Origin of the sequence: Novosphingobium sp. YAF33 (assembly GCF_052113265.1) — a bacterium.
GTDB lineage: Bacteria > Pseudomonadota > Alphaproteobacteria > Sphingomonadales > Sphingomonadaceae > Novosphingobium.
Map to the genome: position 1 here is coordinate 368,517 of NZ_JBFRCW010000001.1, position 17,118 is coordinate 385,634.

At 65.9% G+C, this 17,118-nt stretch carries 15 protein-coding genes; 1 reads left to right on the top strand and 14 read right to left on the bottom strand.

Annotated elements, in window-relative coordinates:
- Positions 1–11: 11 nt before the first annotated feature.
- From AB4Z00_RS01655 to cyoA, 14 genes are all read right to left on the bottom strand, one after another.
- Positions 12–2,345 carry a TonB-dependent receptor gene (locus AB4Z00_RS01655; RefSeq protein WP_442044653.1) on the bottom strand — a complete coding sequence of 778 codons (2,334 nt, stop codon included), beginning with the start codon at positions 2,343–2,345 and terminating at the stop codon, positions 12–14.
- A gap of 66 nt (positions 2,346–2,411) precedes the next feature.
- Entirely contained in the window at positions 2,412–3,245 is an 834-nt protein-coding gene (locus AB4Z00_RS01660) for a fumarylacetoacetate hydrolase family protein (RefSeq protein WP_442044655.1), read from the bottom strand.
- A 47-nt stretch (positions 3,246–3,292) separates the two neighbouring features.
- The gene (locus AB4Z00_RS01665; protein ID WP_442044657.1) at positions 3,293–4,177 is read right to left on the bottom strand and encodes a VOC family protein; all 885 of its coding nucleotides are present in this window, start codon (positions 4,175–4,177) and stop codon (positions 3,293–3,295) included.
- Complete coding sequence (locus AB4Z00_RS01670) at positions 4,174–4,605, bottom strand: GlcG/HbpS family heme-binding protein (RefSeq protein ID WP_442044659.1); 432 nt, start codon at positions 4,603–4,605, stop codon at positions 4,174–4,176. Before AB4Z00_RS01670 ends, AB4Z00_RS01665 begins: the two co-directional genes overlap by 4 nt.
- A complete protein-coding gene (locus AB4Z00_RS01675; protein WP_442044661.1) occupies positions 4,602–6,125 on the bottom strand; it encodes a bifunctional 3-(3-hydroxy-phenyl)propionate/3-hydroxycinnamic acid hydroxylase in 1,524 nt (507 codons plus the stop codon). The genes AB4Z00_RS01670 and AB4Z00_RS01675 overlap by 4 nt, the downstream gene beginning before the upstream one ends.
- A 27-nt stretch (positions 6,126–6,152) precedes the next feature.
- Entirely contained in the window at positions 6,153–7,385 is a 1,233-nt protein-coding gene (locus tag AB4Z00_RS01680; RefSeq protein ID WP_442044663.1) for an amidohydrolase family protein, read from the bottom strand.
- A 111-nt stretch (positions 7,386–7,496) separates the two neighbouring features.
- Complete coding sequence (locus AB4Z00_RS01685) at positions 7,497–8,432, bottom strand: LysR family transcriptional regulator (protein ID WP_243841118.1); 936 nt, start codon at positions 8,430–8,432, stop codon at positions 7,497–7,499.
- Between the two features lie 160 nt (positions 8,433–8,592).
- Positions 8,593–9,147, bottom strand: coding sequence for a response regulator transcription factor (locus AB4Z00_RS01690; protein WP_431568646.1), 555 nt, complete (start codon positions 9,145–9,147; stop codon positions 8,593–8,595).
- Positions 9,144–10,469, bottom strand: a complete 1,326-nt coding sequence (locus AB4Z00_RS01695) for an ATP-binding protein (protein ID WP_132261660.1) — start codon at positions 10,467–10,469, stop codon at positions 9,144–9,146. The genes AB4Z00_RS01690 and AB4Z00_RS01695 overlap by 4 nt, the downstream gene beginning before the upstream one ends.
- The gene (locus AB4Z00_RS01700) at positions 10,457–11,239 is read right to left on the bottom strand and encodes an SURF1 family protein (RefSeq protein WP_442044666.1); all 783 of its coding nucleotides are present in this window, start codon (positions 11,237–11,239) and stop codon (positions 10,457–10,459) included. The genes AB4Z00_RS01695 and AB4Z00_RS01700 overlap by 13 nt, the downstream gene beginning before the upstream one ends.
- A gap of 22 nt (positions 11,240–11,261) precedes the next feature.
- Positions 11,262–11,639 carry a cytochrome o ubiquinol oxidase subunit IV gene (cyoD, locus tag AB4Z00_RS01705; RefSeq protein ID WP_208324890.1) on the bottom strand — a complete coding sequence of 126 codons (378 nt, stop codon included), beginning with the start codon at positions 11,637–11,639 and terminating at the stop codon, positions 11,262–11,264.
- Positions 11,639–12,277 (bottom strand): cytochrome o ubiquinol oxidase subunit III, encoded by a 639-nt coding sequence (cyoC, locus tag AB4Z00_RS01710; RefSeq protein WP_132261656.1) that lies wholly within the window; start codon positions 12,275–12,277, stop codon positions 11,639–11,641. The genes cyoD and cyoC overlap by 1 nt, the downstream gene beginning before the upstream one ends.
- Before the next feature lie 3 nt (positions 12,278–12,280).
- Positions 12,281–14,287: a cytochrome o ubiquinol oxidase subunit I gene (cyoB, locus tag AB4Z00_RS01715; protein WP_442044669.1), complete on the bottom strand. Its 2,007-nt coding sequence runs from the start codon at positions 14,285–14,287 to the stop codon at positions 12,281–12,283.
- A 7-nt stretch (positions 14,288–14,294) separates the two neighbouring features.
- Positions 14,295–15,587 carry a ubiquinol oxidase subunit II gene (cyoA, locus tag AB4Z00_RS01720; protein WP_132261653.1) on the bottom strand — a complete coding sequence of 431 codons (1,293 nt, stop codon included), beginning with the start codon at positions 15,585–15,587 and terminating at the stop codon, positions 14,295–14,297.
- Positions 15,588–15,782: 195 nt separating this feature from the next.
- On the opposite strand from cyoA, the gene AB4Z00_RS01725 reads away from it, so the two are divergent.
- Positions 15,783–17,096 carry an MFS transporter gene (locus AB4Z00_RS01725; protein ID WP_132261652.1) on the top strand — a complete coding sequence of 438 codons (1,314 nt, stop codon included), beginning with the start codon at positions 15,783–15,785 and terminating at the stop codon, positions 17,094–17,096.
- Positions 17,097–17,118 lie beyond the last annotated feature (22 nt).

Here is a 17,118-nt window from a genome sequence, read left to right on the forward strand (position 1 = left end):
GCCGGATACGATCAGAACTTCGTTTCGGCCTGGACGCCGATCGTGCGACGGCCTTCGCGGGTGAGCCAGTTCACGTAAGCCCCCGAGTCCGCGAACGGCAGGTGGATGACCGAGGCGTGGAAGCGTTGGTCGAGCAGGTTGCGCACGAAGGCGCCGACCCGCCAGTTGCCGTCCGGATGGCCGATCCCCATGCTCAGGCCGATCGTGCCGTAGCCGTCCTGATAGGCATAGGCATTGGCCACCGCGTACTGCACGCGGCTGCGATAGTAGATATTGGCCGAGGTATCGAACTGGAGGCTGTCGTTGATCGGCAGCTTCACGTCCGCGCCCAGCGTGGCGCTGTACTTCGGCGCGCCCGACAGCGGCTCGCCTTTGGCCTGGACCAGGCTGGTCACGCCGTCGGCTGCCAGGAAGCAGGAATATCCGGCCTTCACGTCCTCGGGGCAGGCGGTCACGTAGTCGGTGAACTTGGTGTCCGAATACGTGAAGCCGCCGCTGAACGAGAGCACCGGGGTGACGCGCCAGGAGGCGTCGATCTCGAAGCCCTTGGCGGTGAAGCCACCGGCGTTCTCGGTAACGAATTCCACGCCGTTGAACACCGAGGTCTGGAGGTTCTTGTACTTGTCGTAGAACAGGTTGGCGTTGAAGGTCACCGCGCGGTCGAACAGCTGCGACTTGATGCCCACGGTGATGTCGCGGACGGTCTGCGGCTTCACGTTGGTGCGCGTGCCGGTCAGGCCGGTGAAGGTCACCGTCGGGCCGAGGTAACCACGCGCGATGGTGCCGAACAGCATGACATSCGGGGTAATCTTGAACTCGGCACCGCCACGGCCCGACCACGAACCCTTCTTGGTGCTGCCGGTCTGGAGCGAAGTGGGCGTATAGGGCGTCACGAAGCCGGAACCGTCGGCAGCAGGCGTAGCCGGCGCGAAGTTGGGATCGATGATCGAGAAGTAGGACGCCTTCACCCAGTCGTACTGATAGCGCAGACCGCCGATCAGGCTGAACTGGTCGGAGACGTGGAACTTGCCGTCGAAGAAGCCGGCCAGCGAATCCGAGCGCGTCTGGGTGTTGCCCTGCCCGCCGGAGATGTTGACGATGAAGCTCTGGAACGGGTTGGCGGGACGAAGCTGGGCACGGTTGAAGTCGTTGTCGTCGCCCACCTTGCGCCGCGAGGCATAGACGCCCGAGGTGAATTCGAGTTGGCTGCCGCTCGGCGAACTGATGCGCAGTTCCTGCGAGAGGAACGACTGGTCCGTGCCGGTCTGCTGCGCGGTGAAGACGGGAACGCTCGAACCGTCGATCGAGAAGACCTGCGGGCCTTCGTCGAGGCGGCGATAGGCGGTGATCGAGGTCAGGTTGTAATCGCCGAGCGCGTAGTTGATCTCCATCGACCCGCCGAAGTTCTGCTCCGAGCTGTACCCGGCGTAGTCCTCCACCGACTTGGTGTTGTCGAAGCCTGCCGTCACGCCGAGCGCGGTGAGGTTACCGAAGCGCGCGGCCATCAGCGGATTGGCGAAGCTGGGCAGGCGATTAAGCGTCCAGAGCTGGCCCGGGCCCTTGCGGCTGATCTTCGAATAGTCGCCGATCAGGTAGATCGAGAAATCGTCCGTGGGCTCATAGAGGAACTTGGCGCGGCCGCCGTAGCTCTCCTCGCCGCCCCAGGTCTCGTCCCGGTAGACGTTCTTGAGGAAGCCGTCGTTGCGGCGGTAGAAGCCGAACACGGCAAGCGCCGAATTCTGGGAGACCGGCACGTTGGCGCTGGCATTGGCGTTGACTTCGTTCAGCTGGGCATAGCTCAGGAAGGCCTTGCCGAAGAAATGCGAGGGATCGGGCTTCTTGGTCGTGATGTTGATGACGCCGGACGAGGCGTTCTTGCCGAACTGGGTGCCTTGCGGCCCCTTCAGCACTTCGACGCGCTCCAGGTCGCCAAGGCTGTTGATCGGGTTGCCGAAGGGAATGACGACGTTGTCGACCACGGTGCCGACGTTCTGCTCGGACGAGCTGGAGAAGCCGCCGGCCGAGCCTACGCCGCGCAGGCGGAAGCCGGAATCGTTGGGCGAGGATCCGAACTGCACGCCGGAGAACTGATACTGGATATCGGTCAGCTTCTGGAAACCGCTCTCGGTGAGCTGGGCGCCGGAGATGGCGGAGACCGCGATCGGCACGTCCTGGAGACGCTCGGCGCGGCGGGAGGCGGTGACGATGATGTCGGTGCCGGAAACCTGCGGGGCCTCGGCTGCCTGAGGCGCGGCGGCTTGAGGGGCCTCCTGGGCCTGGGCGGAAACGCTGACGGCGCCCAGGGCGATGCCGGAAAGCAGGCTGAACTTGCTGATGGTGTTCATATTGGTCTCTCCCCAAACTGATTGTTTATAGCCGGTTTTTATGGCCGATTTTATGGATGCGACCCGTCAGGTCTCGTCGATGACGGGGTTGGAAAGGGTGCCGATCACGCCCACGGACACTTCGACCGTGTCGCCGGCCTTGAGGTAGAGCGGGGGCTTGCGCTTGTCGCCGACGCCGCCCGGGGTGCCGGTGGCGATCACGTCGCCGGGCTTGAGGTCGGTGAAAGTCGAGCAATAGGCGATGACCGTGGGGATATCCCAGATCATGTCGGACACCGGCTGGTCCTGCACCAGTTCGCCGTTCACGCGGGTCTGCACGCGCTGCGAGGCGAGGTCTTCCACGTCCGAAGCGGCCACCATCGAAGGGCCGAAGCCGCCGGTGCCGGGCCAGGTCTTGCCCGGCGTGAACTGGATGTTGTGGCGCTGCCAGTCGCGGATCGAGCCATCGTTGAACGGCGCAAAACCGGCAACGTGCTCCCATGCGTTCTCGGGCGCGATGCGGCGGCCGCCCTTGCCGATCACGACCGCCAGTTCGCCCTCGTAGTCGAAGCGTTCGCTCTCGGGCGGGCGGACCATGGGCTCGCCATCGGCGATTAGGCTGTCGGCCCAGCGGGTGAAGATCGCCGGGTGTTCCTTCTGCTCGCGGCCGGTTTCGGCCACGTGGCTGGCGTAGTTGAGGCCGACGCAGAGGATCTTTTCGGGGTTCGGCACGACCGGCAACAGGCTCACGGCATCCGCGGCGAACGCGCCCGTCGCGGGCAGTGCGGCAAGGTCCCCCGCCAGCACGTCCTTCAGCCATGCGTCCGCGCCGGATGCGCCGAGATCGATCACCTTGTCCCCTTCGAGGCGGCCGAAGCTCTTGCTGCCATCGGGACGTTCGAAGCTGATGTAACGGTTCATGCGTAGTCTCCCCTGCCCCCGCGATTTCAGCGGGAGCGGTCAAATGGTCAGAGCGGTGCGGCTTCCCAGTCGCGGCGGAAGCGGAAGCGTTCCTCGGCGCGGCGAAGGCCATCGAAATCCTTGTCGGACATGCCCCACTGGTCGATGCGACCCGCGGGCCAGGTCCAGTCGTCCGGCGCGCCGACCTTGTAGTCCTCCGGCACTTTCTCCACGGCGGTCGAGAATTCGATCACCGGGCCGAACGGGGCGATGAAGTAGGCGTAGACATTGGCGCCGGGGCCGTGGCGGCCGGGCCCCCAGGCGGGCACCAGCGCATGATCGCGCAAGCGGCCGATGCCGCGCATCACCGCGTCCATATCCTCCATCTCGAAGGCGACATGGTTGAGCGAGGCGAAGCCGGCGCGGGCAAAGGCGGTGGAGTGGTGGCTGTCATTGCAGCGCACGAAGACCATGCCCTTGGTGCGATCCGACACGCGGAAACCCAGCACGTCCTCCACCGCATGGCCGCAGGCCTCGGCGTCGGCGGCGTTGAAAACGACGTGAGTGAGCTTCACCGGCAGATCGCGCCCGGCGATCGGTGCAACTTCGGTGGCATCGACGAGGAAGCGCAGGATCGTGCCTTCGGGCAGTTCCACCAGCACGCCCTGCCCGCCGCCAAGATCGTCGCTCGTGGTCGGGCTCGCCGTCCATCCGGCGGCAGCGACGCGGGCTTTCAGGGCTTCCAGTTCCTCGGCGGTGCAGACGAACGTGGTGGAGCGGACGAATTCGTCCTCCGACTTCTCGAAAGCGACGAGGTAGGGAAACGGGCCGGAGCCGCGCAGGTAATGCGTATCGCCTTTGGGTTCAGCGGCGGCCATGCCCCAGATTTCGGTCATGAATGCGGCGGCGGCAGCCGGATCGGGCAGCGCCAGTTCGATGCTGCGCAGTTTCATGCTTCTGTCTCCTGAGAGAGCCCCGCCGCGCGGATGCCGGCGCGGGCGCAGTCGGCATCACACTCGCCGGTGTCACCGCTGACGCCGACGGCGCCGATCAAAGTGCCGGCGACATCGCGGATCACCACCCCACCCGGGGAGAACGCGATGCGGCCGCCGACGGCAGCGGTGACGCTTTGAAAGAACACCGGATTGCCTTTGGCCCGCTCGGCCAGGACGGCGGTATCCGCATCCATGCCCACGGCGCCTTCGGCCTTGGCCTTGGCAATGTCGAAACGGAAGAGGCTCGCCCCGTCCTCGCGCGCGAAAGCGACCGGGTGGGCGCCGGCGTCGAGCACGATCACCGCCAATTGCTTGGCACCCCGCGCGCGCGCTTCGGCAAGCGTGGCAGTGACGATGGTCTGGGCCTGAGCCAGCGTGAGAATCATGCGGCAAGCTCCTGATGGCTGAAAAGCTGCGCCGCGCGGGCGGCAAGCAGGTCTTCGGCGCTGTGGCTGGCGGTTCCGAAGACGTAATGGTCGGGGCGGATCAGCACGGCATCGACGCCGTGGTCATCCAGCCATGCCGTCACCGCGCCATTGTCCGGCAGGGTGCTGGCGGCGATGCGGGTCACGCCCTCGGCTTGGCCCGGCACCGCATCGTCTCGGACGAACAGGCGCCAGTCGCCGCCGGTCAGGTCGTCGAGCTTGCGGCCATCGGTGAGCACCGGCTGCACGAAGCGCGCACCCGCGCCGGTCGTGCCGGGCAGGACCACGCCCTCGGCAATCGCCGGGATCAGGTCATGCGCGGTCTCGCCGGACTTCTGCCGCGCTTCCTCGCGGATGCGGGCATCGCGCGCGGCGGCCTCGGCGGGATCGAGTTCGCAGATGTAGCGCCCGGCGGCAACGGCGGCACCGATCACCGCGCGGACATGCGGGTCGCGCTCGGGCTGGTAGCTGTCGAGCACCGCAGCGTCGGCGCCGTGGTTGGCCACTGCGTCCATCTTCCACGCCAGATTGGCGACATCGCGCAGGCCATGGCACATGCCCTGCCCGAAGAATGGCGGCGTCTGGTGCGCGGCATCGCCGGCCAGGAACACGTTCCCGACCTGCCACTGGTGCGCGACGAGGCCGTGGAAACGATAAGTCGCGGCGCGCACGATCCTGTGCGGCACATCGGCCATCCACGCACCGACGAGTTCGGCCACCTTATCCGGTGCCGACATCGCGACATCGTCTTCACCGGGAAGCAGCATGAACTCCCACCGCCGGTGATCGCGACGGCCGGGAACCACGGTGGCGGGGCGCGAGGGATCGCACATCATCACCGAGAGGCGCTGGAGGTCGGCCCCCTCGGGCACGCCGGAGAGCGGCGGGAACGCGACCGGCCCCTCGACCTCGGCGTCGACGACGAGCCAGGGCTCCTCGAAATCGAGATCGTCCAGTCCGACGCCCAGCGCCTTGCGGACCGAACTGCGGGCGCCGTCGCAGGCGATCACCCAGCGAGCCTGCGCGCTGCGCGTTTCGCCATCTTCGCTATAGTCGACGGTAACGCCGCTCTCGTCCTGCGTCAGGCCGAAGAACGTCGCGCCGAGCACGAGTTCGACGTTGTCCCTGCCTGCAAAGCCTTCGCGCAAGTGCGCTTCGAGTTCGGGCTGGTAGAAGAAGTAGTCGTTGGCCCAGCCAAACGGGCGCGGCTTGCCCACGGTGCCCATGTAGCGGATGACGCCGTGGTCGGCGCCGACATGCAGGTGGCCGTCGGTGGCGATCATGTCGCCTTCCACCCGATCGATCACCCCAGCCGACTGGAACAGGCGCATCATCTCGTGATCGAGATGGACCGCGCGCGGCAGCGGATAGTGTTCCAGTTCCCGTTCGAGAACCAGCACGTTGAGCCCTTTCAGGCCGAGAAGGTTCGCAGCCAGCGCGCCCACAGGGCCGCAGCCTACGACAACCACGTCGTACGACATCTTGTAAGCCCTTAATAAACCTGGTCCTCAGCTCGGTTCGATCTCGGCAGGTGCCTTATGGAGCGCCCCGCCCTTCATGATCATCTTCAGCCGGTCCTTGTCCTGCAGGATCGCGACGTCCGCCGTGGGATCGCCGTCGACCAGCAGCAGGTCGGCCAGCCAGCCTTCCTTCACCAACCCGACCTCAAGCCCCATCAACTCGCCGCCATACTGGGTGGCGGAGCGCAGCGCCTCGGCAGGCGTGAAGCCGTAATGCTGGACGAAGTGCTCCAGATCGCGGGCGTTGCGGCCATGCGGATTGAACGGGAAGCCATAGTCGCCGCCGGTCAGGATGCGCACGCCGCGTGCCTTGAGTTCGGGCACCAGCTTGCCTTCCAGGCCCATGCGGACGTTGGCGCTGGCCTTCATGTGCGTCATGTCGACATGCGGCGGCGGGTTGGCCTCGATCGCGGCGATGGAGACGCCGGGACCGGGTGCGTAGAAGAACTTGTCCTTGTCGGCCGCCATGCGATCGACGGTGGCATCGTCGGCGAAGGAGCAGTGGTAGAGCACGCGCGCGCCGGCATCGAGCGCGAGGCCGATGGCCTCGGGGGAATAGGTATGCGCGGCGATCCACAGGCCGGCATCGCGCGCGGCCTCTCCGGCGGCTTCCAGTTCCTCGCGGGTGTAGAGCACGTCCATCGCCGAATTCGGCTTGAGCGCGTCCTCTCCGGAGACGACCAGCTTGATCGATTGGACGCCCTCGTCCTTGCAGTAGGCGACGAAATTGCGCATCGCCTCGGGCCCGCGCCCGTTGAACACGTCGCCGGTGTCGATGCCTTCATCGCCTTCCGGGCTGCGTTCGAGGGTGGAGGGCACCATGCGCGGCCCGGGCGTCTCGCCGGCGGCGATGGCCTGCGCCAGTTCCGGTTCGATCATGTCGCCCAGCGCGCCGGCCGAGTAGATCGAGGTGAAGCCGTGGTCCAGCAGCACCCGCGCATTGCGCCAGGCAGCGACTTTCAACTCGTCGGCAGGGAGGATGAACTGGTGATAGATCTTCTCGACCGACGACCCCCAGGTGAGGTGCGTGTGGGAGTCGACCAGGCCGGGCGTCAGCGTCATGCCGTGGCCATCGATCACGGTGTCGGCCGCTTCCCCCGCCAGCGCGTCTGCGCCGAGGGCCACGCGCTGGATGCGCTCGCCCTCGATCAGCACCGCACCGGCCTGCGGCGCGGAGCCGGTGCCGTCGAAAATGGAAACCTGGCGGATCAGGGTCCGCATCGCTCTCTCTCCCGCGCTTTGTCGTTCGGCCGGTTGCCGGCTTGAGAAAGGTTTTGCCCCCTATTGGCCCTCAAGTAAAATAATGAGTTTTCTATTTGCCATAGATGCAAACTATGGAACGACGGGCAAGGCCTTCAGCATGGCTTCCGCCAAAGGAGAGAGCCTCCGCCGGGCGAGGCGCAGCACGCCGACGCTGCGTTCGAACACGGCTTCCTTGATGGCGATGGCCCGGATCGATCCGTCGGATGCGCCGTCGAGCGCCACTGTGCGCGGAAGCACCGTGACGCGGTCCGTCTCGCGCACGATCGCGCGGGTGGTGAGCAGCGAATCGCAGCGGATCGTGGTGCGCGGCACCGAGACGCCCGCGGCGATGAACAGCGCGTCGACCTGCCGGCGAAAGGCGCCGCGCGCCTCCGGCAAGACCCAGGGATAATGCTCGACGTCGCGCAGGGACACGCTGTCACCCAGGTCCGCATGGCGCGGACCGACGATGAGCGCGAAGGGATCGCGGGCAGAGGTCACTTCCTCGACATCGGAAGGCACGTTCTGGATGCGGGTGGTGACGAAGGCCAGTTCGATCTCACCCTTGCGCAGCATGTCCAGCAATTGCTCGTCGGGCCGCTCCACCGCGCTCAGCGCAAAGTCGCCCACGGCCTGCTCGACGCGCAGGATCGCGCCGGGCAGCAGCGTGAGCAGCGCGCCAGGCGTGCCGCCGATCCGCAGCGGACCGGCTATGCGATGGCGCGCATGCTCGACATCGCTCACCGCGTCGGACAGCAGCCGCGCCATGGCCTCTGCCGGGCGGCGCAGCACTTCCCCCTCGCGGGTAAGCACGATGCCGCCGCGCCGCCGCTCGAACAGGACGACGCCGAGCCGCCGCTCCAGCAGGGCGATGGTGTTGGAGACGGAGGGCTGCGAAAGGTTGAGCATCCGCGCGGCGGCGCTGATCGAGCCGGTCTCGCAGACGATGCGAAAGGTCATCAGGGCGCGGGGATCGATGGCCGGCATGCGCGCCAGCGGCAGGGAGGAAGCGGGTTCGTCCGTCATTCAGTGTTCCTCTCGTCGGCCCTGCTGGACCTTGCGGCGACTTCGACTTCGCCGCTCTCCTGGCCGCCCTCCCGCCGAACGGATTGCTGCTGCTGTCGAGAAACGGAACCTGAAAGGGGCCGGGACGGCGAGCCCGGTTCCGCGACGCGATCACCGCGCCCTAGATCTGCCGCTTTTCCAGCTTGCGCGCGAGCGTGCGGCGATGGAGGCCGAGGCGGCGGGCGGCCTCGGAGATGTTGAATTCGCATTCGACGAGGGTGCGGTGGATATATTCCCACTCCAGCGTCTTGATCGAGCTGCGCCGGCCGTCGACCGGCACACTGGCATCGCCCTCGCCGCTGGTGAAGGCGGCTTCGATGTCGTCGGTGTTCGAAGGCTTGGCCAGATAGTGCGAGGCGCCGAGCTTGATCGCCTCCACCGCGGTCGCGATCGAGGCATAACCTGTCAGCACGACGATGCGGGTTCCCGGCGAGCGGGCGTGGAGAGACTGCACCACGGCCAGCCCCGAGGATGCCCCGAGCTTGAGATCGACCACGGCATAGTCGAAGACTTCGTCCACGCTCAGCGTCTCGGCCTCGTCCGGGCTGCCCGCCGAACTGACGCGGTAGCCGCGCCGCTCGAAGGAACGGCGCAAGGTCCGCGCGAAAGTGGGATCGTCCTCGACGATCAGCAAGCTGGCACCGCCGGGCTCGTTCGCAACTGTTTCCGTCATCATGCCCCGGCTGTATCCTCGCCCTTCCTGGGCTCGTAGGCCAGTGTAGCAAGGGGAATCGCAAGTTGCACCCTTGCCCCGCCATCGGCGAGATTGTCGACCGCAACCTTGCCGCCGAGCTTGCGGATCACGTTGACGACCAGGAACAGCCCCAGCCCCCCGCCGTCGCGCCCCTTGGTCGAGGCATAGGGCTGGCCGACCCGCGGCAGCATGTCGGGCGCGAAGCCGGGTCCACGATCGCTGACGGTCAGGACCAGCCCGCCATGGTCCACCCGCGCCTCGATCACGACGAGGCCGGGCGAGACTTCCACGGCATTGTCGATCACGTTGCCGATCACCTGCCGCAGGCCGGGATCGGACACGATCGAGCGGTCTTCCTCGATCCGGTCGATGAAGCGCAGCTCGCCGGGCATGCGGGCGCGCCATTCCTCCACGATCTCGCCCAGGAAGCCGCGCAGGGTCGTGACGGCCGGGTCGATGCCGCGGATCTCGCCGGCCGACATCAGGATGCCGCTGACGATGTTCTTGCAGCGCGCCAATTCGCGGCGCACGTCGGCGAGGTCGGCCGCCATGTCGGGATCGTCGGCAATGCCCGGCTGGCGCGCCCAGTCGCCCAGGATCACCGAGATCGACGACAGCGGCGTGCCCAGTTCATGCGCCGCGCCCGATGCGAGCAGGCCCATGCGGATGATATGGTCTTCCTCCACCGCCTGCTGGCGCAGCGCGGCGATCTTGGCGTCGCTCTCGCGCCGTGTGAAGTCCAGCCGCGCCACGAAGACGATCAGCAGCACCGCCGCCAGCACGAAACAGAACAGGCTGCCGTAGATGTAGAGTTCGAAGGGATGCTGGGCGTAGCGCTCGGGCAATTGCAGCGGCACGTAGAAATAGGTCAGCAGCAGCATGCAGAGACAGGCATTGATCGCGACCAGCGAACTCCAGCGCAAGTCGAGGATCACCGCGGCGATCACGATCTGGAGCAGGAACAGGAAAGTGAAGGGATTGGTCGCGCCGCCGCTGTGGTAAAGCTGCCAGCAGAGCGCGATCACGTCCACCATCAGCGCCGAGAACAGCTCGCCTTGCGTGAAGTCCCGCCGCCGCAGCACCACGCTGGCGGAGGCAAGGTTGACCACGATCAGCAGCAGCGGCGCCAGCAGCAGCGGCGCCAGCTCCAGCTTGACCCCCAGCCCTTGCGACACGATCACGATCGTCGCCAGCTGGCCGAAGACCGCCGTCCAGCGAAGCTGGGTGAGCAGCACGACATTGGCGCGGCTGGCCGATCCTCCGGGCAGTCCGTGCGGGGCGAACAGCTCTATCAGGCGGTCCATCGCCCGCGCCGCCAGACGAAGATCAGCGCCATGACCGACATGGCCGCCATGGCGAACCACGTCAGCGCATAGCTCAGGTGGCTGTCGGGGAAGTGGACCTGGGTGAGACCGGGTACCGGGCGCAGGCCCTCCACCGGGGCGGCCTGCTCGACTTGCGCGTCGATGAAGGCAGGTGCGACCGCGCCGATCCCGCGCACCAGCGCCAGCGCCTTCACATCTCGCGAATACCAGCGGTCGGCGGCGGGCTGGTTGGACTGGAGCACGCTGCCGCCCGGCTCGGTGGGGCGAAGCAGGCCGGTCACTTCGACGGGGCCCGGCGGGGTCGTGGCCGCAGCCGCCTCGCGCCGGGTACCGGCGGGCACGAAGCCGCGGTTGATCCAGACCTGCCGACCTTCGGCGGTCCTGATCGGCGTCATGGTCCAGTAGCCGGTGCCGAGTTCGGTGGCCGCCCGCACGAGCGAGGTTGCCCCCGCCTCGTAGCTGCCGGAAATCCTCACCCGCAGGTAATCGATATCGCGCGTGCCCTCGCCGGTCGCGCCGGCGTCGTTCAAGCGCGCATCGTCAGGAACCGCAACCGGGGCCGCATGGACGCGGGCCTCGACACGGGCGATCAGCGCGTGTTTCCAGTGCATGCGCTGCACCTGCCACACGCCGAGCGCCGCGAACATCGCGAAGGCCAGCAACAGAAACGCGGCGAGCCCCCAGGGCCGCCGCGCTTCCGCTTGATCCGTTACTGTCCGCATTGCTTCGGTCAGGTTGGTATCGTTCATTTCGCCTCGATCACGACGAGAGTCAGGGCAACTGGCCCATGTCGTGGGCGGTCATCGGCATCATGTTGTGGTTCAGGTGGTACATCACCCAAAGCGAGCCGGAAAGCGTGATCACGAGAATGACGATCGTGAAGATCAGCGCCATGACCGTCCAGCCGTTCTCGGCCTTCGTGTTCATGTGCAGGAAGTAGATCATGTGGACCACGATCTGCACCGCGGCGAAAGCCATGATGACCAGGGCCGTGGTCGACTTGTCGGCGATCGCGCCGGTCATCACCAGCCAGAACGGAATGGCGGTGAGGATGACCGAGAGGATGAAGCCGATCACATAGTCGCGGAGCGAACCGTGGCTGCCGTGATCGTCGTCGAGATGGTGGTTGGGGTGAACGTGGTCGCTCATCACAGCATTCCCATGAGATAGACAAAGGTGAAGACGCCGATCCAGATCACGTCGAGGAAGTGCCAGAACAGCGAAAGGCACATCAGGCGGCGCTTGTTGGCCGGGATCAGGCCCTTCTTGCCGATCTGGACGACCAGCGTGAACAGCCAGACCAGGCCGAACGTGACGTGAAGGCCGTGCGTGCCCACCAGCGAGAAGAACGCGGTGAGGAAGCCCGAGCGCATCGGCGTCGCGCCCTCATGGATGAGGTTGGCGAATTCGTAGAGTTCGATCGCGAGGAACGAGGCGCCGAACACGGCGGTCACGAGCAGCCAGAGCTGCGTCGCGCCCTTCTTGTCCTTTTCCATGGCGAGCATGGCGAAGCCGTAGGTGATCGAGGAGAACAGCAGCATCGCCGTGTTCACCGCCACCAGCGGCAGTTCGAACAGGTCCTTCGGTCCCGGCCCTGCCGCGAAGCTGCCGCCGAGCACACCGTAGGCGGCGAACAGCATCGCGAAGATGAGGCAGTCGCTCATCAGGTACATCCAGAAGCCCAGCATGGTGCTGCCGCCTTCGGGATGGTCGTGCTCGTTCAGGTCGTAGAAGGCGGCCTGAAGTTGCGGCTGGGACAGTTCCGTCTTGATTGCAGTCGCAGTCATCGATCAGGCTCCTGCGGCTGCAAGCTGGCGCGTACGCGCGGCCTCGGTCGCTTCGACCGTCTCGACCGGGATGTGGTAATCGCGCTTGTAGTTGAAGGTATGGAAGATCGCGTAGCCGATCACGCCGAGGAACGACACGGCTGCGAGCCACCAGATGTACCAGATCATCGCGAAGCCGAGGACGGTCGACAGGCCGGCCAGGATCAGGCCCGTTCCGGTGCCCTTGGGCATGTGGATCGGACGGTAGCCGGTGGGCGGACGCTCCACGCCGCAGCGCTTCATGTCTTCCCAGGCGTCGATGTCGTGGACGATCGGCGTGAAGGCGAAGTTGTACTCCGGCGGCGGCGACGAGGTCGACCACTCCAGGGTACGGCCGTTCCACGGATCGCCCGTTTCGTCCTTCAGTTCCTCACGCTTCCAGATCGACACGGCGAACTGGACGAGCATGGCACCGATGCCGCCTGCAATCATCAGGGCGCCGAAGGCGGCGATGATGAAGAAGATCTGGATCGACGGATCGTCGAACACGCGCATGCGGCGGGTCACGCCCATCAGGCCGAGGATGTAGAGCGGCATGAAGGCGAACCAGAAGCCCGGGACCCAGAGCCAGAAGCTGACCTTGCCCCAGAATTCGTTCAGGCGGAAACCGAAGGCCTTGGGCCACCAGAAGTTGATCGCCGCGAAGATGCCGAACAGCACGCCGCCGATGATGACGTTGTGGAAGTGGGCGATCAGGAACAGCGAGTTATGGAGCACGAAGTCGGCAGGCGGCACCGCGAGGAGCACGCCGGTCATGCCGCCGATGGTGAAGGTGAGCATGAAGGCCACCGTCCACATCATGGGCAGGTCGAACCGGATGCGGCCACGGTACATCGTGAACAGCCAGTTGAAGAGCTTCGCGCCGGTCGGGATCGAGATCACCATCGTGGTGATGCCGAAGAACGAGTTGACGCTCGCGCCCGAACCCATCGTGAAGAAGTGGTGCAGCCAGACGAGGTACGAGAGGATGGTGATGACCAGCGTCGCGTAGACCATCGACGAGTAGCCGAACAGGCGCTTGCCGCTGAAGGTGGCGGTGACTTCCGAGAAGACGCCGAACAGGGGCAGGATGAGGATGTAGACTTCCGGGTGACCCCAGATCCAGATCAGGTTCACGTACATCATCGGCGAGCCGCCGAAGTCGTTGGTGAAGAAGTTGAAGCCCAGGTAGCGGTCGACGGTGAGCATGGTCATCACGGCCGTCAGCACCGGGAAGGCGGCGACGATCAGGATGTTGGTGCAGAGCGCGGTCCAGGTGAAGATCGGCATGCGCATCATGGTCATGCCCGGCGCGCGCATCTTGACGATGGTGGCGATCAGGTTGACGCCCGAGAGCAAGGTGCCGACACCGGCGATCTGCAAGGCCCATATATAGTAGTCTACGCCGACCCACGGGCTGTAGGCCAGGTTGGACAGCGGCGGATAGGCCAGCCAGCCGGTCTGCGCGAACTCACCGATGAACAGCGAGGCCATGACCAGCACGGCGCCTGCCGTCGTCATCCAGAAGCTGAAGTTGTTCAGGAACGGGAAGCTGACGTCTCGCGCGCCGATCTGCAGCGGCACGATGTAGTTCATCAGGCCGGTGACGAAAGGCATCGCCACGAAGAAGATCATGATCACGCCGTGGGCGGTGAAGATCTGGTCGTAGTGATGGGCGTTGAGGTAGCCCTCGTTGCCGTTGAAGGCGATCGACTGCTGGATACGCATCATGACCGCGTCGGCGAAGCCGCGCAGGAACATGATGAGACCCAGAATCATGTACATGATGCCGATCTTCTTGTGGTCCACGCTGGTGAACCACTCCTTCCAGAGATAGCCCCAGAGCTTGAAGTAGGTCAGCGCCGCCACCAGCGCCGCGCCGCCAAGGGCAACGACGACGAACGTGGCGAGCACGATCGGTTCCTGTGGCATGGCGTCCCACCACAGGCGGCCCAATAGCGGGCTCCAGTGCGAATGGTCTACAACTTCCATTGTTCTATCAGTTCCGGGAAATCTGAGAGGAGTGCGCGGCTTCGTTGGCGGCCACAGGCTCGCCCTTCGGTGCGGAGAGCGCCTGCTCGTCCTTGCCGAAGAGCGGCAGCGACTGCGGGGCCGCCATGCCGGCACCGGTCAGCGAACGCAGGTTGGCGGGCGCCTTGACCGTCTTGTCGGGCGCGGAGCCCGGCATCTGGCGGCAGAGCGCGCGAACCCAGGCCAGCTCGCGCTGGATGGCCGCGTTCGGGTTGGCATTGGCCGTGGCTGCAGCTTCGCGGCCGTGCTTGTCGTAAGCGAGCATCTCGACGTTGCGGATGCCGGCCTTGCCGAGGCCGCCGCGCGCGTCGAGCGCCATCATTTCGCTCATGCACATCTTGCCGGGCTCGACGCACATGTCGACGATCGCGTCGTAGAGGTTGGGCGCGACGGTGGCGTAGCGCGTGGCCGGGACCTTCTCGCTCGGCTTTTCAAGCTCGAGATAGGCGGCGCGGTCAAGATTGCCGCCGGTCTCGCCGTTCGTGGCAGGCGTGCCGGCCTTCACGTCGGCAGTCCACTTGGCGAAGTCCGCCTCGGTAACGGCATGCGTGGCGAAGCGCATGTTGGAGAAGCCGGCGCCAGAGTAGTTGGCCGAGAAGCCGACGGTTTCGATCGGCTTGTTGACCACGGCGTGCAGGCGCGTTTCCATGCCCGGCATCGCGTAGATCTGGCCGGCCATGGCGGGCACGTAGAAGGAGTTCATCACGCTCGAAGAGGTGATCTTGAACTGGAGCGGACGGCCGGTCGGCACGACCAGCTCGTTGACGGTGGCCACGCCCTGCTCGGGATAGATGAACAGCCACTTCCAGTCGAGCGCGACGACTTCGACTTCCAGCGGCTTGGCATTGGCGGCTACCGGGGTGGTGGCGTCGATGCGGCCGATGGTGCGGTAGGGATCGAGAAGGTGGGTGGTCACCCAGGTCAGCGCACCCAGGCAGATGATGATCAGCAGCGGGGCCGTCCAGATCAGCAGTTCGAGCTGGGTCGAGTGATCCCAGTCCGGCTGATAGACAGCCTCCTTGTTCGACGCGCGATAACGCCACGCGAACAGGACCGTCGCAGCCATGACCGGGACGATGATCAGCAGCATCAGCAGCGTGGAGATGACGACGAGGTCACCCTGCTGACGCGCGACATCGCCGGCCGGGTTCAGCACGACGGTGTTACAAGCGGAAAGCGCGCCAGTCAGGGACAAGGCGGCAAGGACTTTGGCGAGCGCGGTCAGCTGCCGCGGCTTCGGTCTGGACTCGGGTGGGCGCATGGGTGGAGCGCCTAGGCTCATGCCGCGAGTGCGAACATAGGACATTTTGTCCAATCCCCTTGACGGCCATCAATGACGATAGGGCCTCACCATGTAGCCGGGCGTTTCGCGCGCCCGCCTTGATTCGTCCGCATCCGGCAGGCTTTATCCAGGGCCGGCCGCGCGCGGACCCGAAACGAAGGCCGCAGAATCGAAATGACCAGCATCCCCCAGCCCCGCGAAGCCCTGGGCCTGCCGACGTTCAAGGAGCATCACCAGCCGTCGCCCGGTGAAATCGCCATCGGCGTGATCATCGGCCGAACGTCGGAGTTCTTTGACTTCTTCGTTTACGCCATCGCCTCGGTGCTGGTGTTCCCGAAGCTGTTCTTCCCCTTCGTCGACGCGCTGACCGGCACGCTCTATTCCTTCGCGGTCTTCGCGCTGGCCTTCGTGGCCCGCCCGTTCGGCTCGCTGATCTTCATGGCGGTCGACCGCGCCTATGGCCGCGGCACCAAGCTGACGATCGCACTGTTCATGCTCGGCGGCTCCACCGCGGCAATCGCCTTCCTGCCTTCCTATGAATCGGCCGGAAACACCGCGATCGTCCTGCTCTGCCTGTTCCGTCTGGGCCAGGGCTTCGCCCTTGGCGGCACCTGGGACGGCCTGGCCTCGCTGCTCGCGCTGAACGCGCCCGAGCACAAGCGCGGCTGGTATGCGATGATCCCGCAGCTCGGCGCGCCGTTCGGCCTGATCGTGGCCTCCACGCTCTTCGCCTTCATGATCGCCGCCCTCCCCGCCGCCGACTTCCTCGACTGGGGCTGGCGCTATCCCTTCTTCGTGGCTTTCGCGATCAACGTCGTCGCGCTCTTCGCGCGCCTTCGCATCGTCGTCACCGAAGAGTTCGAGAACCTGTTCGCCAGCCGCGACCTTCAGCCGGTCAGCGTCGGCGCCACGCTCCGCAACGAGTGGAAGACCATCGTTCTGGGTGCTTTCGCCCCGCTCGCCAGCTTCGCGCTGTTCCACATGGTCACCGTGTTCCCGCTCTCGTGGGTGTTCCTCTTCACGCCTGATTCGCCGATCAGCTTCCTGCTGATCGAAGCGCTCGCGGCCGCCTTCGGCGTCGTCGCGGTGATCGCTTCGGGGCGCATTGCCGACCGCTTCGGACGCCGTAACCTGCTGGGCAGCTGCGCCGTCGCCATCGCGGTGTTCTCGGGCTTCGCGCCGCAGCTCCTCGATGCCGGTCCGGCAGGCGAAATCGCCTTCATGATCATCGGCTTCATCCTGCTGGGCCTCGCTTTCGGCCAGTCCTCGGGCGTCGTCGCCTCGGCCTTCGCCAGCGAGCATCGCTACACCGGCTCGGCGCTCACGAGCGATCTGGCCTGGCTGTTCGGCGCCGGCTTCGCCCCGCTGGCGGCGCTGCTGCTGTCCAGCCACTGGGGCCTGATCGCCTCGGGCGGCTACCTGCTCTCCGGCGCGATCGCCACGCTGGCGGCGCTCTGGCTGAACAAGGAACTGGCCAGCCGTAACTGATCGGCTGCCCATGGCGGGCCGC